Genomic DNA, 21,491 nt, shown 5'->3' on the forward strand with positions numbered 1-21,491 from the left:
ACAAAGTGTGGTATCGACACGCCCCCGGGCGTGTTTTTTCGTTTCTGGCGGGCACGAAAACGGGCCGCAAGGGCCCGCAGGGTTGCTTGGTCGTTGGCCAAGAGGGGAGAGGCTTACAACCCCTTGGCGCTCAACATGTCTTTGTAGCGCTGGCGCAGCAGTTGCACCCGCTCCACGTAGGCGCGAGTTTCAGCATAAGGGGGGATGCCCCCATGCTTTTGCACCGCGCCGGCACCGGCGTTGTAGGCCGCGGTGGCCAGTGCCACGTTGCCGCCATACTGCTTGAGCAGCCCCGCCAGGTATTTCACCCCGCCAAAGATGTTCTGCTCCGCCAGCAGGGCGTTGCCCACCCCCAGCTCCCGCGCCGTGGCCGGCATCAGCTGGGTCAGCCCCATGGCCCCCTTGCGGGACACAGCCAGCGGGTTGAAGGCGGACTCGGCGTGGATCAGCGCCCGGATAAGGGCCGGCTCCACCTGATAGGCTTTGGCCGCCGCCTGGATGGTGCTGGCGTAGTCATAGAGAAACAGCCCCGTGGTGTGCCAGTTGACCTTGGAGTCGGGGTCGCAGGCGTAGCAGTCGTTGAACAGCAGCAGCTCGTAGTGACCCTGCTCCGGCATCATGTCGGAGTAGCGCACCACGCCATTTTTCTGCACCGACTTGTAGACCTGGATCTGGCGGGTGCCGGGCGGCAGCGGAGGGCTGGCCGGCTCGGGTGGCGGCAGCACCCCCGGGGTGTGCATGGTGACGGGGGGCGCCGCGGGGGGCGGTGCCGGCGGCTCGGCAGTGAGGATCACCACCTCGGCCGGGGCGGGTGTCTGGCTCCAGCCGGGTGCGGAAAACAGCGGGATCAATCCAATCAACATCCATGCTTTCAACGGCTTGCTCCTTCAGCCTCGTTAGCCTTGTTAGCCTTGTTAGCCTTGTTGAGTAAAGCATCACGGCGCGGGCAGAACAAGCCCGCCCTGACCGACCCGTGCACTCGGCCGAGAAAATAGCAGCAGACCAAATAGAGAGGCCGCCCCGTGGCGGCCTCGCGTGGCAACTGCCGGTTTACTCCTGCAGCCAGAGGCGGGCACTGCGGGCGGGAATGGCGACCCGCACCCACTGGCTCTGCACGTTGACCACGGCGTTTTGGTCGAGCACATCCCGGTAGTTGCGATACCAGTTCATCTCGAACTTGGCGGTATCGAGCCAGTACTCCTGCTCGTAGTCGCACTTGTTGATGCCGACCAGCCCCTGTTTGCCACGCTTGAACAGCACGAAGCAGTCGCCGCTGCCGACCAGCTGCATGGGCTGGCCCTGCACCGCGTTGTGGAAGCGGATCATCCCCTTGAGGTCGCTGCGCAGGTAATAGTCCTGCCAGCGCAGCCCGTCCTTGGCCTGGGTCTCGCCATGATCCGAATAGACCAGCGGCGAGCCACCGTCGCGGCCGAGCAGGTAGGCATAGGCCAGCTTCTCGTCGGTCGGGTTCAGGATCTGGTAGCGAAAGCCGTCGTTGGTGGGGATGTCGTGGGTGATGGCGAAGGTGACCGCCCGGCTGCCCGGCAGCGCCTGGCCGTAGGCCCCCGGATCCGCCAGCTGGTTCATGCTGCCGCCATAGCCAAGGGCTCCGCGCAGGGAGGCAAACAGCGGGAAGTCATAGGCGCCCTGGCCGCTGCTGTCGAGGTAGGGCTTGAGGAAGCGTTCGTAATCGCTGCTGCCGGCGCCGCCGGTGGTGATTACCTCGCCGAACACGTGCATCCCCTGCTTTATCTCGGGGGTGAACACGGCGTTGATCTGGTAATCGCTCATGTGTTTGACCGCATCGACCCGAAAGCCCTTGATCCCCATCCCCTTGAGCGCCTTGAGGTAGGCCTGCTGCTGGCTCACCACCCAGTTGTTGGGGTCAAGATCCGGCAGACCCTTGTCACCCGCGCCGCCGCACAGCCGCCAGTACTGCACGTTGCCCGGATCGTTCCAGTCGCTGATGCACCCTTCCGGGTGGAAGTCCTGGCCGGCGAGCAAGTTCTGGCCCAGATCGCCAAACAGCTTCTGCCGCTCGAAGTAGCCGGGGTTGGCGGCATAGCTTTGCAGCAGCTCGCTGCCGGGGTAGTTGAGATCGCTGCGCTTCCAGCTCTCGTTGGCCATGTGGTTGAGCACCACGTCCGCATAGACGGCGATGCCCCGCGCCTGCATGGCGGCGATCAGCTGCTCGAGATCCTGCTTGTTGCCAAGGGGGGTGTCGATGAGGCGCAGATCCTGGGGTTGGTAGCGTGCCCACCACTCGTTGCCCGATGACTTGAGGGGCGGCGAGATGAGCACCTGTTTGTAGCCGGCGGCCTTGATGAGATCGGCCTTGGCGGTGACTTCACTGTATTTCCAGTTGAAGGCGTGCAGTATGACGTCGGCATGTGCCAAAGGAGCGATCAACATACCTGCGATCGCCCAGATTCCCGCTGTGTGTTTCATTATTGTCAGTCCTTGTTTTGGGTGCCCAGATGGGCACCCAGAGCCTCACACCGGCCTGTCTTGCCAGCAATCGCCGGGCGGCGATTTTGTGAGCACTTTCAAAGCGGACTGTGCGGATCTGTGACGGCTTGCAAAAAACCGCGCAGGCCGCGTCATTACTGACTTTTCAATCACTTCACCGGGCTGTGTTCGGCTCAGTCAATCCCGTTGTTGTAGAGCGGCTGCCAGGCGCAGTAGCGCTGGCTATTGCGCTGGTTGTAGAGCCAGAAGCGGTTGCAGTTGTCGTCGTAGTTGCTGGCGCCGACGTTGACGGCATAGCTGCTCAGCTTCTGCCCCTGCAGGGACTGGAACACCCCGTTGTAGAGCAGGGAGAAGTGCAGGTGCGGGCCGGTGGAGGAGCCGCCCTCGCACAGCGCCTCGTTGCGGTTGCCGGCATAGGTGCCGATGGGGGTGTCGGCGGCCACGTAGTCGCCGCTGCGCACCGAGATCCCGCTCATGTGGTAGTAGTTGGTGGCCCAGCCGTTGGGGGCGGTGACGCGCACCTGGCAGCGGGAGAAGACGGTGACGGTGCCGCTGTTGGCGGCGGTGACAGTGTAGGTGGCGCCGCCCCAGCCCGGCCAGTCGTAGGAGACATCGATGGAGGAGTAGGGGTAGCCGGAGCCGGTATGGGAGTGGGCGCCATTGGCCTTCCAGCTGTAGCCCTGGCGCCAGGGCAGTTGGAACTGGCCGCCGGCCAGCGGCGCGGCGGGCGCGGCCGCGCCGCCCCTGGGGGAGGTCATGGTGTCCTGGCCGAACAGGGTCCGCCACTGCTCACCGAGCTGGCGCTGTACCGACGTGCTCAGCAGACTGGCAATGGCGGCCTGGTGCGCGGCCTGCGGCGCCAGGGCGGGGGCGCTGCGCTGCATAAGTTTTTGCTGGGCGCGAGCCTGATAGAAGCGCTCGGAGAGCTGGCGCGCCATCAGCTCCAGCTGATTGTCAAAGCCTTTGGCCTTGACCAGTTTGGCGAACGGCGCCGCCATGGCCTGCTCGGAGGGAGCCGAAATGAGCTGGCTGCTCGCCTCCATCAGGGCCAGCAGCAGTTGGGGGTTGAGGCTGGTGATGCCGCTCCAGTGCAGGATCACCTCCTCCTTGGGCAGCAGGTGGGGCGCCTGTTGCAGCAAGAAGTCGTGCAGATCGAAGGCCATGGCTGCCTCGCCGAACACGAAGTGGGCCTCATCCAGGGGGAGGACCGGGGTCTGACTGGCGGCAAGCTGCTGCGCCGTGAAGTGATAGGGGGCAAGCGGGGCATGGATGTCGCCAGCCCAGCCGGCGGCGGGAAGCAGGGCCAGCATCAGCAGGGAGGGGATCGGTCTGGACATGATAACTCCTTGGCAAAGTGGTGAGGTGTCGGTGTGGGGATGGACCCACGCGGGCAACAACAGCGCGAGGCTATGCCAAGGCTTCACCATAGGGGCAAATGCCAAAGTTGCTATTCAAATGGGGCTTTTTATGCAGAAGGATAGCGGCATTTGTTTGTTAATAAATGTTTACAAAAAGGGTTTGTAGAGCCAAATCAGTGAGTTGCGGGCCAAGAAATGGCGGGCTGCCGTAAAGGGCGGGGAAGAGGCGCAAACAGTGTCTGCCACTGGCTTGCCGTGATAGGATCGCCACTGGCCAGACCGGCTGACGGCATGTTAAAAATTATGCAACTCGGTGTGGTTATTGGCTTTTTTGTTATTAAAAGCCGTGATATCGTCAATCTGGTCGGATCTCTGCGACCGACATCAATGTATGAGGACCGGGCCGAATGGCCATGGATGGAACGGGTGTGATAGGCAAGCGGGCGATGGAACTCACGTTCGAAGAGTACTGTGATGCAGACCTTTCCCTGATCAGGGATTACTACGAAACCACTTTCTCCCACTATGTGCCGGATCTGGCCGAGCGGATCTTCGTGGTACGCGACGCCCACTGGCTGGTGGGGGCCGTGCGCCTGCGCGACGAACAGGATTACTACCACCTGTGCGGTTTTCGTCTGCTGCCCCACTACCAGTCGCTGGGGCTGGGCTCGCGCCTGTTGCAGCACGCCTGCAACGATCTGCAGGACAAACCTGTGGTGTGTCAGGCCTTGCCGTTTGAAAAGCCGTTCTACCTCAAGGCCGGCTTCGCCGACCTGCCCCTGCATGAACTGGAGGGGCCGCTCTTCTCGCTGTATGACCAGCAGCGCGAACAGGGTTACCAGATCGAGCTGCTGGTGCGCCAGGCCAAGGCCCCGGTCTACAACTGACGACTCACTGGGGCTTGGTCAACAGATGGATCTTGCCCGGTGACAACTCCAGCCCCAACAGATTCTCCTTCAGCCAGGCCTGGTTCGGATCCTTGTCGTTGAGCCGATAGACCGGCTGGGTCTCCAGCCGCTTCTCCATGCTCTGCAGCAGCATGCCGAGCATGAAGCCGAACTTCTGCTGCGCCGCCTCCGGCTCCAGCTTGTATTCAATCAATTTCATGTTGTCGAGGAACAGTGCGCTCTGCGCCTTGTCGTAACGCGGTCTCGCCTCATAGGTCATGTTCAGCCGCGCGTCGTACTCGGTCTGATCCGGCAGGGCGATCTTGAGCTTGCCCTTGCCATAGACCCGGGCGGTGTCCGGGCTCTGGCGCCCGATCTGGACGTCGCTCTGCTCGAGCTGCACATGGGCCTTGATGATGCCGGGGAGCTCCAGCTGTTTGTTCACTTGCACCTGGGATTGCAGGTACTGGTTTATCTGTTGCTCATTGATGTCATATGAGCCTTGACCTAGCATGGCCAGACTGAGCAGCATAGATTGCAGGATCATGCTAACGACCTGATAGAATGGGTGTGTTTTACAGCATACCATCCTGGCTTCGCGGGATCTGCCCACCGCATTTCACTCGTCTGTAAAAGGAGTTCTCGTGATCAACGGTCTGGAGCACGACATCCAACTGCTGTTTTCCCAGTTCCTCGGCTGGTTGCTGCTGCTGTTTCACACCGTGATCGTGGCGGGGGTCTCCTTTCGGGTGGTGATGAAGCGGCGCCCCATCGGGGTCTCGCTGGCCTGGCTGGCCCTCATCTATGCCATCCCGTTTGCCGGTGTCGGCTTCTACGTGCTGTTCGGCGAGATCCGCCTCGGCCGGCGCCGCGCCGAGCGGGCGCAGGCCATGTACCGCCCTTACGCCATCTGGATTCGCCAGCTGGCTAGGCTCTTCCCCCAACACTGCTGCGAGGTGGGGGAGAAGGCCCAGCCGCTGCACGATCTGATCCAGGGCCGGTTGGCCATGCCCATGCTCTCCGGCAACCGGATGACGCTGCTGAGCAAGCCGGAAGCCATCCTGCGCGAGATAGTGCGCGACATCCGCCAATCCTCCCAGTCCTGCTACCTGGAGTTCTATATCTGGCACCCGGGCGGTGACACCGACGAGGTGTGCGAAGCGCTGATGGAAGTGGCGGCGCGCGGCGTGGATTGTCGCTTGCTGCTCGATTCCATGGGCAGCAAGACCTTCTTCCGCTCGTCCTGGCCGAAAAAATTGCGCAAGGCCGGGGTCAAGCTGGTGGAGGTGCTGCCGGTCGGTGCCTGGCGCATCCCGTTCCAGCGCCAGGACCTGCGCATGCACCGCAAGCTGGTGGTGATCGACGACCGGGTCGGTTACACCGGCTCGATGAACATGGTGGATCCCCGCTTCTTCAAGCAGAACGCCGGGGTCGGCCAGTGGGTCGACATCATGATCCGGGTGCAGGGACCCATGGTGCCGCTGATGTGGTCCATCTTCGTTTGGGATTGGGAGATGGAGACCGGCGAGCGGCTGCTCGACAGCCTGCAGCACGAACCGGAGGCCTGGCCCCAGAGCAACTACCGGGCCCAGCTCATTCCGTCCGGCCCCTTCGTCGGCGGCGACTGCATCCAGCAGAGCCTGCTGCTGGCCATCTACCAGGCCCGCCACCATCTGGTGCTGACCACCCCCTACTTCGTGCCGGACGATCCGCTGGCGGCGGCGCTCTCCTCGGCGGCGGCCCGCGGCGTGCAGGTGCAACTGGTGCTGCCGGCGCGCAACGACTCCCTGATGGCCAATTACGCCTGCAACGCCTTCATGGAGGAACTGCTGGAGGCGGGGGTGGAGGTCTATCGCTACGACGCCGGCCTGCTGCACACCAAGAGCGTACTGGTGGATGACGACTTCGCCCTGGTGGGCACGGTCAACCTGGACCGGCGCAGCCTCTGGCTCAACTTCGAGGTGACCCTGCTCATCGACAACCCGGTGTTCGTCGCCGAGATGACCCAGCTGGTGCAGGGCTACATGATAGAGGCGACCCCCATGTCGCTGGCCAAGTGGCGGGCCCGCCCCTGGTACAAGAAGATGATGGAGAACATGTTCTACCTGTTCAGCCCCTTGTTGTGACATCACTTAATTGCGGCAGGCGCCGAATTGCGCTTGCCTAGCCCCAAGCTGGCCCCGTAGAGTGCGGCAATCACTCCCTGGAGAAACAGAAGAAGATGAAGAAGCGAGTAGCGCTGGCCGTCACGGCGGCCTTGGTGGTGGGTGGGCTGGGTGCCTGCTGGTACACGGGCAACACGTTCGATCGCATCATGGCCGAGCAGATCGCCAAGGTGAAACAGGAGAGCGGCGTCGAACTGAGCTGGCAGCCGAGCTCGAGCAACCTGTTTGCCCGCGATGGCGTGCTGAAGGTGGTGGTCACCCCGCAGACCCTGGCCAGCCTGGATGGTCAGCTGGAGGGGAGCGAGCCGGTCGAGGCGCAGTTCATCGTCAACAGCCGCATCCTGCCGCTCTACATCAAGAGCCACATGCTGCTCGACACCAAGCAGGGTTCGCTGGCGCCGGTGTTCAACGCCTTCAAGATGGAGCAGTGGCAGTTCGGCATCGAGTCGGTCAGCAGCCTGTGGACCGCCAGCAACAGCAGCCGCTTCTGGGCCAACGAGTTCAAGATCAAGCAGGGGCTCGACGAGTTGAACTTCCTGCCGATGAAGGGCGACTATCACGGCGATCTGGAAGGCAATGGTCACGTCACCTTCCACTGGCAGGGCATGACGGTGCATGAAGAGCAGAACAAGATGGACATGGTGCTGGCCGAGCTCAAGGGCAGTGCCGACATGGCCGAAATTAGCGGCATCTGGCTCTCTCCCCGCAGCGACATGACTCTCTCCGCGCTGTCGGTACAGCTGCCGGACAGCGTCAAGGTCTCCCTGCAGGGGCTGACCACCGAAACCCAGCTGGCGGGGGATGATGCCCAGACCCTCTCCAGCAGCTACCAGATGAAGGTGGACACCCTCAATCTGGAGAACGAGACCGACAACCTGGCGCTGACCCAGAGCAAGCTGGCCCTCAATCTGAAGGGGCTGGATCTGGAAGGCTATCAGGCGCTGCAGGCCTCCAGCGGCCAGGGTGTGGAAGAGGAAGCGATCCAGCAGGCGCTGGACAAGATGCTCAAGCGTGGCGCCACGCTGGAGCTGGTGGACTTGAGCTCCCATCTCAATGGCGAGCCGGTGGCCATGAAGGGTGACATCAAGCTGGCGGCTACCTCGCTCGAGCAGCTGTTCAACAGCGAAGAGGGGATGCACGCCCTCTCCGGCCTGCTGCACGCCAACCTGAGCGGCAAGCTGGGCAAGGCGGTGCCGCAGCTGGCGCCCATGCTGGATCAGTTCGCCGCCATGGGTTACCTCAAGGCGGACAAGGAGCAACTGACGGCCGAGCTCAAGCTCGACAAGGGTGCCATGACCGTCAACGGTCTGCCGCTCTGATTGACGTTGCTTTCGTGCACATAAAACAAAGGCTCCCGCGGGAGCCTTTGTTGTTTTCAGTGGCCGGGATTACTTGAATACCACCGTCTTGTTGCCGTAGACGAACACCCGCTCGTTCAGCACCAGCTCCAGTGCCCGGCTCAGCACCGATTTCTCCACGTCGCGGCCTGCCTTGGCCATGTCGTCGGCGCTGAAGGTGTGATCGACGTGGATCACGTCCTGCTCGACGATGGGGCCCTCATCCAGATCGTCGGTGACGAAGTGGGCGGTGGCGCCGATCAGCTTGACCCCGCGATCGAAGGCCTGGCGATAGGGGCGGGCACCGATGAAGGCGGGCAGGAAGGAGTGGTGAATGTTGATGATCTTGCGCGGATAGGCCTCGACGAAACTCGGGGTCAGCACCCGCATGTACTTGGCCAGCACCACGTAGTCGGGCTGGTAGCCGTCGATGATGGCACGCACCTGCTCTTCGTGTTCGGTGCGGCTCAGATCCTCGTGGCTGACGGTGTGGAACGGAATGTCGAACTTGCCGGTCAACTCGGCGAGGGTGTCGTAGTTGCCGATCACCGCGACTATGTCCATGTCCAGCGCACCGGCATAGTTCTTCATCAGGATGTCGCCGAGACAGTGGGTCTCCTTGGTCACCAGGATGACGATGCGCTTCTTGCCGGCTTTGACCAGGCGGCGCTGGGCACCGGCGGGCAGGGCATCATCGAGGTCGGCCAGCAGGGTCTCGTCGTTGAAGCGTCCCTCCAGCTCGGTGCGCATGAAGAAGCGGCCATTTTCGTGATCCACGAACTCGTCGTTCTTGTTGATGTTGAGCTGGTGCTTGTAGCAGATGTTGGTGATCTTGGCGATGAGGCCCTTGGCGTCCGGACAGTCCGTCAGCAGTATTTTCTTTTCCATCTCTGTCATGATTCCGTTTGTGTTGTTGGCGCCTGAGTCTGCGCAGGCTGCGCGTTTTTTCAGGCACTATGCCACAAACAAAATCAGAAAAGACAGTGCGCCGTGCGCCCTGATGCAATGCGGCCACAAGCGGTACGCTATTCATCTTTGATGGGTTTTGGGCTGGTATCCGGCGTTTTTTTTCTTTACGCTGTCTGCGCTTATTCTCAGGGCGGGGTGAAATTCCCCACCGGCGGTATCCCGATGTGACTCGGGGAGCCCGCGAGCGCCCGACCCGGTATTGCACCGGGTCGGGGTCAGCAGATCCGGTGAGATGCCGGAGCCGACGGTCATAGTCCGGATGAAAGAGGATAAGACAGATATTGCAGGCAAGCCCCATGGGCCGGCCGCTGCATACCTATCTCTGTCTGCCTTTCCATGCCCTGATTCTGGTCCTTGTCTTGTTTAGGAGTCTTACCATGAATCAGTCTCTTCTCAGTGAATTTGGTGATCCCATTGCCCGTGTCGAAGCGGCGCTGGCAGCTCTGCGCGCCGGCCGCGGCGTGCTGGTGGCCGACGATGAAGATCGGGAGAACGAAGGGGATCTCATCTTCGCCGCCGAATCCATGACCAACGAACAGATGGCGATGATGATCCGCGAGTGTTCCGGCATCGTCTGCCTCTGCCTGACCGATGAGCGGGTACGCCAGCTCGAACTGCCGATGATGGTGGAGGCCAACTCCAGCCATTATCAGACCGCCTTCACCGTGACCATCGAAGCGGCGCAAGGGGTGACCACCGGCGTGTCGGCGGCCGATCGCATCACCACCATCCGGGCCGCCATCGCCGACGGCGCCAGACCGTCCGACCTGCACCGTCCGGGCCACGTCTTCCCGCTGCGGGCTCGCACCGGCGGGGTGTTGACCCGTCGCGGCCACACCGAAGCCACGGTCGATCTGATGCAGCTGGCCGGACTCAAACCGTTCGGCGTGTTGTGCGAACTGACCAAGGAAGATGGCTCCATGGCGCGGCTGCCGGATCTGGTGGCATTCGGTCGCCAGCATCAGATGCCGGTGCTGACCATCGAGGATCTGGTGCAATATCGTCAATTGCTGTCAGAACGTTCAGCCTGAGCCTCATACGAAATTGTAATAAGCCCAAAATTTGGTTACGCTTTGTGCGAACCTCATCCAGAGACCCTCATTTTTGGCTTAACTTTGCACAAAAAGTGTACGTTTAAAAAAAAATGAGGGTTTTAATGCATTTATCTGTGATGGGGCCTATCCAAACTCTGATTTTTTTGTGCCATAATCACGCCGCTTGCTAAACGTCTGGCGAGTTAAAGGGAGCTTTTAAAATGAAAAAAATGTTGTTGGTAGGTGTTGTTGGTCTGTCCGCTCTGCTGGGCGGTTGTGCAAACACCAGCGAACTGGAAACTTCCGTTCAGAATCTGTCTAACAAAGTTGACCAACTGGCTCAAGATGTTAGCGCTGTTCGTGCTGATCAATCCAAGATCGCTGCTGATGTTGCAGAAGCCAAGCAAGAAGCTATGCGTGCTAACCAGCGCATCGACAACATGGCTACTTCCTACAAGAAGTAATCCATGCGAAAAAAATGGCGCAGTTATGCGCCATTTTTTTTTGCCTGAAATTCGTCAAATTCCCGCGTTTTCCCCTCTGATACCCGCCTGACAAGGCAATGCCGAACACTCGGCATCACCCCGTTTTTCATTCCCGTATCGATCAGTAGAGCAGGCTGTAGAGCTTGCGACGGTAGCTCTGCGCCGCCGGGTTGCTGCCCATGGTGGTCAGGATGTCGAGATAGGTCTTCTTGGCATCACCGAAGGCGAGATCCCGTTTTAGGATGGTAAACAGCAGCATCAGCGCCTCTTCCTGCCGGCCGGCCTGGCTGTATTGCACCGCCAGCTCCTGGGCCAGGGCAAAGTTGTCCGGCTCCTGCTGGTGACGGGCTTCCAGCGCCCGCAGCTCCGGGCTGTCGGCGGCCTGCTGGGCCAGTGCCAGCCGGGATGTCAGGGTCTGGTAGTGATCGTCCTGGGCGATCATCGGGATCTTGCCCAGCCGCTCCTGCGCTTCGTCCAGCAGATTGAGATCGAGCGCCGCCTGAATGAGCCACAGGCTGATGTCGTGGCGCTCCGGTGCCAGCTGATGGGCCTTGCCGAGACGGGCATAGGCAAGGTCCGCCTGACCCTCCGCCAGCGCCTGCTGTCCCTGTTCGAACAGCAGCTCCTCCTCCTTGGGGGCGAAGGCGGCAAAGTAGTGGCGCAGGGTGGCTTCGTCCTGCGGGCCTTCCAGAATGGCCTGCTCGTCAGGGCGGCCCTGATGGAACAGCACCAGCGCCGGCAGGGCGCTCAGGCCGAGCTGGCCAGCTAACGGCTGCAGCTGCGGATCGTTCATGTCCACTTTGGCCAGGGTCACCTGGGGATTGGCCGGGCCGACCAGCGCTTCCACCTGCGGGGTCATGGCCTGACACTCCGGCATCTGGGGGGCGTGGAAATAGATGACGATCGGCTTTTTCATGGAAGCATCGATCAGGGCGCTTTGGAAATTCTGGGGATTGATGTCGACGATCATGAGGCTGACTCTTGGAAAATGGTGTGAGTTAACATGGGGTTGATGGGCACAGAATTCAAGCTGCCGTCGAGCAGCCAGCCGTTGACGGCGAGGGTCGGTGCCGCCAGGCTGAGCCAGCCTCGGCCGATGGGCCAATCCTGTACTTGGTAATCCTGTTCATCGAGTTGGTTGTCGAGCTGCCACGCTTCCTCTGGCACGAAGCGCACCTTGTCGAGGCCGGCGGCGATGCCAGCGCCTTGGGCCTTCAATACCGCCTCCTTGCGCGACCAGAACCGATAGAAAGCCGGCTCTTGCTCCGCCTCGGGCAGGGCGAGCAGCCACTCATATTCACTCTGCGCATAAAAACGGCGGGCCAGTGGCAGAATCTGGCGGCGCCGCTGGCCCATTTCTATGTCCACTCCGAGCGGGCCGGCGGCACAGAGGGCGATCGCCAGCCAGTCACCGCTGTGGCTGAGGTTGAACTGCCAGCGCCCGTCGCTCAGTACCGGCTTGCCGTGCGGGTTGCTGCAAAACTGCAGCGCATCGGGGCGGCACTGCAGGCGCTCGGCCAGCAGCCGTCGCAGCAAGCCACGGCTGAGCAGGTACTCCTGGCGGCGTGCCGGCTGACCGATGGACTGCCATGTCTGCCGTTCTTCGGGGGAGAGCAGGGTTTGCAGCAGGCTCAGCTGGTCGGCGTCCGTGTTGGCCGGTTTTAACAAATAGAGATCCGTATAGATCATAATTTTTCACTTAAAAAAGAGGGCGAAGCAGCGATAAAAGTCAGTTTTCCATGAGCCCAAGGCGCCCTTTCGGGATTGTATATTGTTTGGCCACGATCACATTAATCAGGAAAAATAATGCATTTCCTTGCAGAAATGTGAGGTCGATAGGGATTTTCGCTTGCCTCGATAGAATTCTTGGATATAGTCGGGTGCTGTTGCCTTATAAATTGCCCGTTCGGGCCGTATTTTAACAAGTTTTACTATTTTGCGGGGATAAAGGATTGCGCCACCTGATGCTACTGCTGGTCGCGCTCGGAATGGTGGGTTGTGCCTCGGCACCCCAGCCCGAGGTCGCGAGCAAGATCGAAGTTTCCATGATGGAACCCGTTATTGAACCGGAAGCTTCGCAAACCCCAGATGTAAACGAAATCCTGACAGTATACAAAGAGTGGCGCGGTGTTCCTTACCGCATGGGCGGCAGCAGCCAGCGTGGCATCGATTGTTCCGCCTTCGCCCGTGAAGTGTTCCGCAACGCCGTCGGCATCGAACTTCCCCGTGATACCCGCTCCCAAGTCCATGAAGGCACCCGCGTTTCCAAGCAGGATCTGGTCGAAGGTGACCTGGTCTTCTTCAAGATCAATCGCCGTCTCAATCATGTCGGCATCTATGTGGGCAATGGTGAATTCATTCACGCCTCCACCCGCGCCGGGGTAACGCGCTCCAAGCTCGACAGCTCCTACTGGCGCAGCAAATTCTGGCAGGCACGCCGGATCGACATCTGAGTCAGGCTGGACAAACGGCTCGCAGTACGGACTGTTTTTCCAACCTCACTTGAACCGGGCTCGACAGCCCGGTTTTTTATGGCCGTCATTTAGACTTTCCGGGGCCAAGTCACTATAGTGTGGGCCCGTTTTCCTCGGCAGGCCCAGCATGAAGACCCATTCCGACCGCAAATCCGGATTGCATCCACGCAATCGCCATCAGGCTCCCTATGATTTCGATGCGCTCTGTCAGCGCACCCCCGAGCTGCAACCCTTCGTGTTCGTCAACGAGCACGGCACCCAGACCCTGGACTTTGCCGATCCGGCTGCCGTCAAGGCGCTGAACAAGGCGTTGCTGGCGCTGCACTATGGCATTGCGCACTGGGATCTGCCGGCCGGCTATCTTTGCCCGCCCATTCCGGGGCGGGTGGATTATCTGCATCGGGTGGCCGATCTGCTGGCCGAGAGTGCCGGCAAGGTGCCGACCGGCAAGGGCGTGCGGGTGCTGGATATCGGGGTTGGTGCTAACTGCATCTATCCGCTGCTGGGTGCCCGCGAATATGGCTGGCGCTTCGTCGGCTCCGACATCGATCCGGTGTCGGTCAAGGCCGCTACCCTGCTGGCCAAGAGCAACGGGCTGGGCAGCCAGATCGAATGCCGTCTGCAGGGCAAGGCTGGTGACATCTTTCAGGGGATTGTGGCACCGCGCGAGCGTTTTGCGCTGACCCTCTGCAATCCTCCCTTTCATGCTTCACTGGCAGAGGCGAGCAAGGGAACGGAGCGCAAGCTGCGCAACCTGGGCAAGGAGGCGACGGCCAAGCCGGTGCTCAATTTCGGCGGTCAGAAGGCCGAGCTCTGGTGTGAAGGGGGGGAGGCGGCCTTTCTGGCGAGCATGATCACTCAGAGCAAGGCATTCGCCAGCCAGTGCCTCTGGTTCAGCTCGCTGGTGTCAAAAAAAGAGAACCTGCCGGCGGCCAAGCAGGGGCTGAGCCGGGTCGGGGCCCGTCAGGTGCGGGTGCTTGAGATGACCCAGGGCAACAAGATCAGCCGGGTCCTGGCCTGGTCTTTCCAAGACAAGGCGGCCAGCAGGCAGTGGTGGTCGCCAATGGCGCAGGATAACGCCTGAGCCGGCTGAAGCGGGACGACGACAAGGGGCATACCGATGGTATGCCCCTGTTTTTTGGTGGGCGTCAGTGGCCAGTCTGGGTCGATACCCGGCACCCATGACAATCGTTTTTCCCCTTGTGGCATATGGGCTGGCGCCTGCATGTTAGTGATCACTTTCATCCTCGGTACAGTTGTACGCTGAGATTTTTTTGCACTTGCAGTTGAAACTTTCATAAAATAGGACTGGTTAGACCTCTTTACAGGCTTTGAATCGAATAGGGATCGGTACATGAAAGTTGTCGATTTTCTGAAGCGCAAGCGCGAAATACTGGCGCAGCACCCCTTTGAGCTCAAGGATTGGCTCTCTCCGGCGATCCGCGACTACTGGCGTGAGTTTCAGCAAAAGGCACACCTCCACCCTCTGCTGGGCCGGGTGCTGGACTTGCAGAGCGACAGCCAGTCGACGCAGCAACAGCAGGGCGCGGCGCAAGCCGTCAACGGCCAGCCCATGCCGCTGGATACCCCTGCCGTCGAACTCAGCGGCGAGGCAGCCGCTCTGTTTTCCACCTTGCAGGAGCGCATCGGCGAAGAGATCCATGTCGGTGAGTGGTTGATGGTCAGCCAGCAGATGATCAATGAGTTTGCCGCCGTGACTGGCGACAACCAGTGGATCCACACCGATCCGGAGCGCGCAGCGGCCGAGTCACCGTTCAAGACCACCATTGCCCATGGCTTCCTGACCCTGGCGTTGTTGCCGCGGTTGACGGGCAGCATCAACGAGGCCTCTCCCGAGTTTCCGACCGCCCGCATGGTGGTGAACTTCGGCCTGGATCAGGTGCGTTTCCCGTACCCCATCAAGGTGGACAGCAACATCCGCGCCCGCACCAAGCTGGCTCGGGTTACCCCGATCAAGGGGGGGCTGGAGCTGCTCAAGGAGATCAAGGTCGAGATCGAGGGTATTCGCCGCCCAGGCTGCGTCATTGAATCGGTCACCCGGATCTACTTCTGACGGGGTGACGGTGTCACTTGCTGGCACGAATCGTATTGAAAAAAAACAGGCTCACCTCGGTGAGCCTGTTTTGTTGATGGCGTTTGTTGCACTTGCCTATGTCGCCTCTATGTAGGCGCCGCTCGCGCATCCATGGCTTGCCCCGAGGGCTAGAAGCTGGCCCCCAGGCTTATCAGATGCCGCCACTCTTTGCCTGATAAGGGTGTTTGCACACCTTGATAGTCCAACCTGGAGTCTTCCCAATCGAGCTCGCTCGACCAGGAGAGGCGCAGGTGATCGTTGAAGTAGTAGCGCATCCCCAGGCTGCCCTGCACGGCCTGCTCCCGGGTGATGTAGGGGGATGGCTGGTCCAGATAGCGCTTGTAGTTACCCTTGCTGAACAGCTCCAGTTGCTCCGACCAGAGCGCGATGGGTTGCCGGTAGTCCCAGCCAAGGCCCATCAGGGGATAGTTGATGATCCTGTCGTTGAACAGATCGATGATAAAGATGGTGTTGATGTCATCCGGCCGGAAGTAGGAACGCTCCAGTCCGGCCTGGCTGATCAGCTCCAGCCGTCGCCGCTTGTCGTTCCAGAACCGGTAACCAGGTCCGGCCACATAACCCACATCCATGTATTCGGGGCTCAGCATCTGGTATTCAAAGTCGACGGCGGAGCGTAGAAACCAGCGCTGATCGAAGAAGAAGTCCAGCATGGGCTTGAGCCGGTACTCATGGCTGTTGGTGACGTTGTTGGCGGTCTCGTAGATGTACTCCCCATCCAGCGTATAGCGCCAGTCGAGGTTGGCCACCTCGGTGGAGGCTTTCAGGTTGACGTTGTTGGTCTGCTTGTCGCTGTGCTTGAGCTTGACGTTCAGATCGCTGCTGCCGCTCCACAACCAGGCTTTCTGGTCATCTGGCGTCAGGGCCAGCAGGGTAATGCCGGTCTTGACGGTCGGTTTGGGTTTGTCCTGCTTCTCGATGCGCCAGCGCTTGACCGCTTCGCGCTTGACGGTGACAGGGGCGCTGTAAGGGAGCGCGATGCGCACCTGCTGGTCGCCTATCTCCTCTATGGTGCCGGTCAGCCGGTCACCGTTGTCCATCCAGAGGATGTCGGCTGATACCACTGGGCTCAGCAGCAGGGCCAGCAGACAAAAAATGCGGTAGCTCATGAAGATCCTCGTGAACATGGTTGGCCATCAGCCGCTGACGGGACGGGGGATACCGTTCTTGCTGTTTAGCACGCTGGCGGCTTTGTCACCATCGACTTCCGGTTTGGCGATGAAGGCTTCCACCTCAGGGGAGAGGATCAGCGGGGCGCCCTGCTCCAGCTCCAGTTCGGTACGGGAGAGCGGGGAGTGCACTTCCAGCCAGTGGCGGCCATCAGGCTCGATGGCGGTTTTGACCGGCTGGTTGATGACCCGCACCTGAGTGCTGATGGGGACAATCTTGAACAGGGCCTCGATGTCGTCGGGGCGCAACCGAATGCAGCCGGCGCTGACCCGCAGACCGACGCCAAAATCCTTGTTGGTGCCGTGGATGAGGTAGTCCTGCTTGCCATAACCGAGGCGCATGGCGAATTTGCCGAGGGGATTGTCGGGACCGGGTGGCACCACCGCCGGCAGGGTGATCCCCTTTTGCTCCAGCCAGGACTTGCGCACCATGGGGCCGGGCACCCAGGTCGGATTGGGATTCTTGGCGATCACGGTGGTGGTCATCTCCGGCGTCTCCCGCCCTATGTCACCGATCCCGATGGGCAGCACCATCACCTCGCTTTTGCCTTTCGGGAAGTAGTAGAGGCGCAGCTCCGGCAGATTGATGACGATGCCCTCGCGAGGCACGTCCGGCAGCAGCATCTGGGTCGGCAGGGTCAGCCGGGTGCCCGGCTTGGGCAAATAGGGATCGACCCCCGGATTGGCTTCGAGCAGCGCCAAAAAACCAATCTGGGTGTGCTTGCCGATGAGCTCAAGATGTTCATCTGGCTGGACTATGTAGTCCTCCAGTTCGCCGATCAGGCGGCTGCCAGCCGGGGGCAGTGGATAGGTGGTGGCGAGGACGGGAGCCGTCAGCAGACTGGCGGCCAGCGCCAGCAATGAGAGGGTTCGTGCTATGAACATGTACTTCCTGTCTGATTGAGATGAGGGGGCCGCGAGGCGACCGCCTTGAGTAAAAGGGGGAAATTGTCAGTCAAACGGGTGACGATTGCCAGCTTGGCCGGCCAGGGTTACAGCCGGGTCCCGACATGGCAATCCATCATTTTGACTGTTTCTTGCCCGTTTTTAATGCAAGGCAGCATAACCTGCAATGAACAGCATGCTTGGCGGGTTGTGGGAGAGGGGATGAGTGGTGAGTAACGCTGGCAGCACCGGTGTAGGGGGAGTGTATCGGCGTGAGTGCTGCATCGACAGCAGGCACGATAGCAGAGAACATCTCGCCACCGGGCATGCGTTCATCTGCTTGTTTTATGTGCAGTTGTTTGATCTTTAAAGAGATTCAAGTTGATTTCCAGAGGCGGCTCCGGTAACAATGATGCCCCGTGGAGAGATGCCGGAGTGGCCGAACGGGATTGACTCGAAATCAATTGTGGCAGCAATGCCACCCAGGGTTCGAATCCCTGTCTCTCCGCCATCTTCAAGGCCCAAGCTGCCAAGCAGCTTGGGCCTTTCTCTATTTGCACGTTTGCCGGCATGCCGGTGGCAGGGGCAGAGCGCCACTACCAGGGTCTTGTCACGGTGTTACATGCTGGAGAAGACATTCATGATCACCCCGCCCGAGATGATCAGCGCCATCGCCAGGATGGCGGGCAGATCCGGTTTTTGCTTGTAGAGGATCATCGAACAGATGGTGACCCCGACGATGCCGAAGCCGCACCAGAGCGAATAGGCCACCCCGACCGGAATGGTGCTCATGGCGCGGGTGAGGGCGAAGTAGCACAGGCTGTAGGCGCAGACGACCAGTATGGATGGCCCCAGTCTGCTGAAACCGTTGGTCTTCTTGATCATCGAGGTGCCGGTGATTTCAGAGCCGATAGAGAGCGCCAGCCATAAAAATCCGAAATTAAACATGGGTCATTCCTTTTTTGTCAGTTGGCGATGTTGTTGTTCATGGGGGGAGTGAGTGGCTCGGCGGAGGCATCGCTGCCCTCTTCGCTGCCCATCTTGGAGAACAGGTTCATGATGACGATGCCGCTGGCGATGACGGCCATGCCGATCATGGCGGCGGTGTCCGGGTGCTGGCCGTAAAACGCCATCCCCAGCGTGGAGACCACCAGAATGCCGGTGCCGGACCAGGTGGCGTAGGCAAGCCCAACGGGAATGTCTTTTACCGCGCGGGAGAGGGAGTAGTAGCAGGTGCAATAGAGCAGCACGAGCAGACCGAGCAACAGCATCTTGGTGGTTCCTTCACTGCTGCCAAACATCTTGAGGGTGGAGGTGGCCGAGGTTTCGGACACGATCACCAGCAGCATCCATAGCCAACATTTTGTTTTTGAAGACATAAGTTAAACTCCGGGTTTGTTATTTAAGGTAAGGTTGTTTTTCTTTTCTTCTGCTTTTCAAAAAATCGATGGCGGCATCGGTCAGTTGGGCCTCGGCCGTCTGTGCCAGCGCCGGATCCTTCTCTACATCGCTGACCGTGAGATAACGGCGCGCCGTGCCCGCCGGCACAGTAGCCGCGTCGTTCGCCGGAGCCAGCTTCTCCAGCAGTTCATTCATGGTGCACAGCACCACACCGATCTCGCCCAGACGGCTGAGCGCCGCCTGCATGTGCCCGGCGTATGGCGTGCCCGGTTGCGCCCCCAGCAGCTGGTTCAGCTCGCTGGCGGGATCGCAGTGATAGCGCAGCGCCAGCACCGGCAAGCCGCTCAGCAGGGCGTCGTGCAGCCGCCGGGCGACGGGGCTTTGCAGCGAGCCGCTCAGCAGGTCCATCGCCAGCGGGTAGTCGAGAAAGGGCAGCACCAGCGCGCGATAGGGGGCGGGCGGCAGGGCCTGTTGCCAGATGCTGGCCGGCACTGTCTCCCCCAGCGGTTGCCAGAGCGCGCCATCCTCGATGTCTGCTGCCAGCGCAAGCTGCAGGAGCTGCCCACAGCCGGCCAGACGGTTTCGAATGGCCTGCCGATAGCCCTGGGCCGCGGTCACCATCACCAGCAGTGGCGGCTGCAGGCGCCTGAGCATCTGTTCGACCAGGCGTTCAATCTGTTGGTCGGTCATGGGGATCTCCGTTAGCCGAGCAGCCTGACCTGCGCGCCGTTTTTCAAGCCGGCGGCGTTGGCCTCTTCGGTATCGATGTGAAATTCCAGCGCAAAATCGTCGCGCACCCGCACCACCACCTCATCGAAGGTCAACTGGCGCTCACCGTCGCTGCGCACGCTCACCTTCTGGCCGTGGGTCACGTTCAGCTGGCGAGCGTCTTGTGGCGAGAGGTGGATATGGCGCCAGGCGCAGATCACCTGGGAGCACAACTCCACGTGGCCGGCGGGGCCGATGAGCAGGGCGCTGCCGGTATTTTCCAGCTGGCCTGACTCACGGACCGGTGCCTTGATGCCGAGGGTGAAGCAGTCGGCGCGGGAGATCTCCAGCTGTGAAACCGGCCGGGTCGGGCCGAGTACCCGTACCCGGGTCAGCGAGCCCTTGGGGCCGACCACGGTGACGCACTCTTCGGCGGCAAACTGGCCCGGCTGGCGCAGCGGTTTGAGCGGCGTCAGGGTGTAGCCCTTGCCGAACAGGGCCTCCACATCCTGTTGTGCCAGGTGGACGTGGCGATTCGAGATGCCGACCGGGATCGCCGGGCTGACCAGGCTCAGACGGGCGGCGATCTTTTGATGCAGCTGGGGATCGATCATGCTTTCTTCCCTTTTCTTGCCGCGCCCTGTCGGTCTTCCGCCTGGTCCGCGGCTGGCTGGCTGGTCGATGGAGTGGCCGGTTCGGCATCGGCACTGCTTTCCGGTGACAGGGCCGGCACAGCGCTTGTTGCGGTAGTCATCTCCTTCTTGGTGCTGGCCGATGCGCGCGGCGGGTAGCCCTTGAGGTTGCCGAGCGCCGCTACCGCGCTTGGCTCCGGACGGGCAATCACCAGGGAATGGACCTGCTGGTCGATGGTGGCGGCCACCGCGGCGCCACGCTCGATGGCGGTGTGGATGGCGCTGATCTCCCCTTCGAAGCAGACACTCACCAGCCCGGAACCCACCTTGCGATAGCCGATGCAGCTGACGCCTGCCGCTTTGCAGGCGGCGTCCACCGCCTGAATGGCGGCGACCCACCCTCGCGTTTCAATTACGCCCAAACTTTTCATCGTCGACTCCTGTTAATGGCGGACCAAGCGAATATCGAAATCAAATTGTGCAAAGAAGGCCTCCAGCCGATCCAATTCGTCCGGCGTGTAAGAGGGGTCCTGCGCAATCGGGTAGGGCATATCCAGCCGCTCATATTTCTTGCGGCCCAGCTGGTGGTACGGCAGCATGTCGATCCGCAGAATATTTCCCCGCTTTGCCAATTTCTGTACATATTCGATGGCGCCGGTAATGGCATCCCATGAATCGTTATATCCACGGATGAGCGGCATGCGCACAATCACCTTGGCACCGTAATCAACCAGCCATTCCAGATTGTGGCGAATACCTTCATTGCCGATACCCAGCATCGCCTTATGCTGTTCGCTGTTGATTTGCTTGATATCGAACAAAAAGGTATCGGTGACGGGCGCCAGCTGCTGGTAATTGGCCAGCGAGGTGGTGCCCTGGGTCTCGATGGCGGTATTGATCATCATCTTCTTGCATTCGCTAAACAGCGCGACGGCAAAGTCGGTCTGCAGGCTCATCTCGCCGCCGCCGATGGTGACGCCACCGCCGGAGGAGATGTAAAAGTCATAGTCCTGCATGATGATCTCCATCAGCTCGCTGACGGTGACATCCTTGCCCATGATGTCCAGCGCATGCTGGGTGCAGACCTCTTCGCATTTGCGGCAGCCGATGCAATCCTTATTGCGATCGACGAAGTGTTTCATGCTGCCGTTCTCTTCGGCCCGGTAATGGACTCCGGCCGGACAGACATTCACGCAGTCACCGCAGTTGATGCATTTGTCGTGCGAAAACATCACCTGAAATTGGCTGCTGAGCCCTTCAGGGTTGGCGCACCAGGGACAGCGAAGGTTGCAGCCCTTGAAAAAAACCAGCGTGCGAATGCCATCGCCGTCATATATCGAATATTTCTGGATATTGAATATGCGGCCGGTTAATTCATTATTTGCGATCACGCTTGCCTCCTCTC

At 60.6% G+C, this 21,491-nt stretch carries 23 protein-coding genes, 1 tRNA gene and 1 riboswitch; of the genes, 9 read left to right on the forward strand and 15 right to left on the reverse strand.

Features of this window, described 5'->3' with window-relative positions; genetic code table 11:
- Positions 1 to 113 precede the first annotated feature (113 nt).
- From ACB032_RS14070 to ACB032_RS14080, 3 genes are all read right to left on the reverse strand, one after another.
- Positions 114 to 863, reverse strand: a complete 750-nt coding sequence (locus ACB032_RS14070; RefSeq protein WP_371138157.1) for a lytic transglycosylase domain-containing protein — start codon at positions 861 to 863, stop codon at positions 114 to 116.
- Between the two features lie 187 nt (positions 864 to 1,050).
- The gene (locus ACB032_RS14075) at positions 1,051 to 2,412 is read right to left on the reverse strand and encodes an alpha-amylase family protein (protein WP_371138137.1); all 1,362 of its coding nucleotides are present in this window, start codon (positions 2,410 to 2,412) and stop codon (positions 1,051 to 1,053) included.
- A gap of 230 nt (positions 2,413 to 2,642) precedes the next feature.
- Positions 2,643 to 3,806 (reverse strand): M23 family metallopeptidase, encoded by a 1,164-nt coding sequence (locus ACB032_RS14080; protein WP_371138138.1) that lies wholly within the window; start codon positions 3,804 to 3,806, stop codon positions 2,643 to 2,645.
- Positions 3,807 to 4,234: 428 nt separating this feature from the next.
- Between ACB032_RS14080 and ACB032_RS14085 the strand changes: the two genes are divergently transcribed.
- On the forward strand, positions 4,235 to 4,714 hold the full coding sequence (locus tag ACB032_RS14085; protein WP_011705218.1) for a GNAT family N-acetyltransferase: 480 nt from the start codon (positions 4,235 to 4,237) through the stop codon (positions 4,712 to 4,714).
- 4 nt (positions 4,715 to 4,718) lie between these two features.
- Here ACB032_RS14085 and ACB032_RS14090 read toward each other — a convergent pair whose 3' ends face one another.
- Entirely contained in the window at positions 4,719 to 5,261 is a 543-nt protein-coding gene (locus tag ACB032_RS14090; protein ID WP_026080151.1) for a DUF1439 domain-containing protein, read from the reverse strand.
- 97 nt (positions 5,262 to 5,358) lie between these two features.
- Here ACB032_RS14090 and cls point away from each other — a divergent pair, with 97 nt between their 5' ends.
- Both cls and ACB032_RS14100 read left to right on the forward strand, forming a co-directional pair.
- Entirely contained in the window at positions 5,359 to 6,840 is a 1,482-nt protein-coding gene (gene cls, locus ACB032_RS14095) for a cardiolipin synthase (RefSeq protein WP_139391041.1), read from the forward strand.
- Between the two features lie 95 nt (positions 6,841 to 6,935).
- On the forward strand, positions 6,936 to 8,198 hold the full coding sequence (locus ACB032_RS14100) for a DUF945 family protein (RefSeq protein WP_371138139.1): 1,263 nt from the start codon (positions 6,936 to 6,938) through the stop codon (positions 8,196 to 8,198).
- A 69-nt stretch (positions 8,199 to 8,267) separates the two neighbouring features.
- Here the strand turns inward: ACB032_RS14100 and purU are convergent, their stop codons facing one another.
- Positions 8,268 to 9,104 (reverse strand): formyltetrahydrofolate deformylase, encoded by an 837-nt coding sequence (purU, locus tag ACB032_RS14105; protein ID WP_011705222.1) that lies wholly within the window; start codon positions 9,102 to 9,104, stop codon positions 8,268 to 8,270.
- A gap of 198 nt (positions 9,105 to 9,302) precedes the next feature.
- Positions 9,303 to 9,460, forward strand: a riboswitch (FMN riboswitch).
- A 102-nt stretch (positions 9,461 to 9,562) separates the two neighbouring features.
- Here purU and ribB point away from each other — a divergent pair.
- Both ribB and ACB032_RS14115 read left to right on the forward strand, forming a co-directional pair.
- Positions 9,563 to 10,216: a 3,4-dihydroxy-2-butanone-4-phosphate synthase gene (gene ribB, locus ACB032_RS14110; RefSeq protein WP_011705223.1), complete on the forward strand. Its 654-nt coding sequence runs from the start codon at positions 9,563 to 9,565 to the stop codon at positions 10,214 to 10,216.
- Positions 10,217 to 10,440: 224 nt separating this feature from the next.
- Positions 10,441 to 10,683 (forward strand): Lpp/OprI family alanine-zipper lipoprotein, encoded by a 243-nt coding sequence (locus ACB032_RS14115; RefSeq protein WP_010634682.1) that lies wholly within the window; start codon positions 10,441 to 10,443, stop codon positions 10,681 to 10,683.
- Between the two features lie 142 nt (positions 10,684 to 10,825).
- Here the strand turns inward: ACB032_RS14115 and ACB032_RS14120 are convergent, their stop codons facing one another.
- The gene (locus tag ACB032_RS14120) at positions 10,826 to 11,674 is read right to left on the reverse strand and encodes a tetratricopeptide repeat protein (protein ID WP_371138140.1); all 849 of its coding nucleotides are present in this window, start codon (positions 11,672 to 11,674) and stop codon (positions 10,826 to 10,828) included.
- Positions 11,671 to 12,393 (reverse strand): 4'-phosphopantetheinyl transferase superfamily protein, encoded by a 723-nt coding sequence (locus tag ACB032_RS14125; protein ID WP_371138141.1) that lies wholly within the window; start codon positions 12,391 to 12,393, stop codon positions 11,671 to 11,673. The genes ACB032_RS14120 and ACB032_RS14125 overlap by 4 nt, the downstream gene beginning before the upstream one ends.
- Before the next feature lie 275 nt (positions 12,394 to 12,668).
- Between ACB032_RS14125 and ACB032_RS14130 the strand changes: the two genes are divergently transcribed.
- The 3 genes from ACB032_RS14130 to ACB032_RS14140 all read left to right on the forward strand — a co-directional run bounded on the left by ACB032_RS14130 (position 12,669) and on the right by ACB032_RS14140 (position 15,252).
- Positions 12,669 to 13,157: a C40 family peptidase gene (locus tag ACB032_RS14130; RefSeq protein ID WP_005298673.1), complete on the forward strand. Its 489-nt coding sequence runs from the start codon at positions 12,669 to 12,671 to the stop codon at positions 13,155 to 13,157.
- 148 nt (positions 13,158 to 13,305) lie between these two features.
- The gene (gene rlmF, locus ACB032_RS14135) at positions 13,306 to 14,262 is read left to right on the forward strand and encodes a 23S rRNA (adenine(1618)-N(6))-methyltransferase RlmF (protein WP_371138142.1); all 957 of its coding nucleotides are present in this window, start codon (positions 13,306 to 13,308) and stop codon (positions 14,260 to 14,262) included.
- Between the two features lie 270 nt (positions 14,263 to 14,532).
- Complete coding sequence (locus ACB032_RS14140; protein WP_371138143.1) at positions 14,533 to 15,252, forward strand: MaoC family dehydratase; 720 nt, start codon at positions 14,533 to 14,535, stop codon at positions 15,250 to 15,252.
- 149 nt (positions 15,253 to 15,401) lie between these two features.
- On the opposite strand, the gene ACB032_RS14145 is transcribed toward ACB032_RS14140, so the two are convergent.
- Both ACB032_RS14145 and ACB032_RS14150 read right to left on the reverse strand, forming a co-directional pair.
- Positions 15,402 to 16,400: a DUF481 domain-containing protein gene (locus ACB032_RS14145; RefSeq protein WP_371138144.1), complete on the reverse strand. Its 999-nt coding sequence runs from the start codon at positions 16,398 to 16,400 to the stop codon at positions 15,402 to 15,404.
- Between the two features lie 27 nt (positions 16,401 to 16,427).
- On the reverse strand, positions 16,428 to 17,345 hold the full coding sequence (locus ACB032_RS14150; RefSeq protein ID WP_371138145.1) for a L,D-transpeptidase family protein: 918 nt from the start codon (positions 17,343 to 17,345) through the stop codon (positions 16,428 to 16,430).
- Between the two features lie 421 nt (positions 17,346 to 17,766).
- On the opposite strand from ACB032_RS14150, the gene ACB032_RS14155 reads away from it, so the two are divergent.
- Positions 17,767 to 17,856: transfer RNA gene (locus ACB032_RS14155), tRNA-Ser, on the forward strand.
- A 107-nt stretch (positions 17,857 to 17,963) separates the two neighbouring features.
- On the opposite strand, the gene ACB032_RS14160 is transcribed toward ACB032_RS14155, so the two are convergent.
- The 6 genes from ACB032_RS14160 to cutD are packed head-to-tail and all read right to left on the reverse strand — an operon-like array spanning position 17,964 to position 21,477.
- A complete protein-coding gene (locus tag ACB032_RS14160) occupies positions 17,964 to 18,293 on the reverse strand; it encodes a multidrug efflux SMR transporter (RefSeq protein ID WP_011705235.1) in 330 nt (109 codons plus the stop codon).
- Between the two features lie 17 nt (positions 18,294 to 18,310).
- Complete coding sequence (locus ACB032_RS14165) at positions 18,311 to 18,724, reverse strand: multidrug efflux SMR transporter (protein ID WP_016350021.1); 414 nt, start codon at positions 18,722 to 18,724, stop codon at positions 18,311 to 18,313.
- 19 nt (positions 18,725 to 18,743) lie between these two features.
- Positions 18,744 to 19,436: a hypothetical protein gene (locus tag ACB032_RS14170; protein ID WP_371138146.1), complete on the reverse strand. Its 693-nt coding sequence runs from the start codon at positions 19,434 to 19,436 to the stop codon at positions 18,744 to 18,746.
- 11 nt (positions 19,437 to 19,447) lie between these two features.
- Positions 19,448 to 20,068 (reverse strand): phosphate propanoyltransferase, encoded by a 621-nt coding sequence (locus tag ACB032_RS14175; RefSeq protein WP_371138147.1) that lies wholly within the window; start codon positions 20,066 to 20,068, stop codon positions 19,448 to 19,450.
- Positions 20,065 to 20,517 (reverse strand): BMC domain-containing protein, encoded by a 453-nt coding sequence (locus ACB032_RS14180; RefSeq protein WP_371138148.1) that lies wholly within the window; start codon positions 20,515 to 20,517, stop codon positions 20,065 to 20,067. Before ACB032_RS14180 ends, ACB032_RS14175 begins: the two co-directional genes overlap by 4 nt.
- Before the next feature lie 12 nt (positions 20,518 to 20,529).
- Positions 20,530 to 21,477: a choline TMA-lyase-activating enzyme gene (gene cutD, locus ACB032_RS14185; RefSeq protein WP_371138149.1), complete on the reverse strand. Its 948-nt coding sequence runs from the start codon at positions 21,475 to 21,477 to the stop codon at positions 20,530 to 20,532.
- Positions 21,478 to 21,491: the final 14 nt, after the last annotated feature.

The sequence above is a fragment of the Aeromonas sp. S5(2024) genome (genome assembly GCF_041403025.1).
Lineage (GTDB): Bacteria > Pseudomonadota > Gammaproteobacteria > Enterobacterales > Aeromonadaceae > Aeromonas > Aeromonas hydrophila.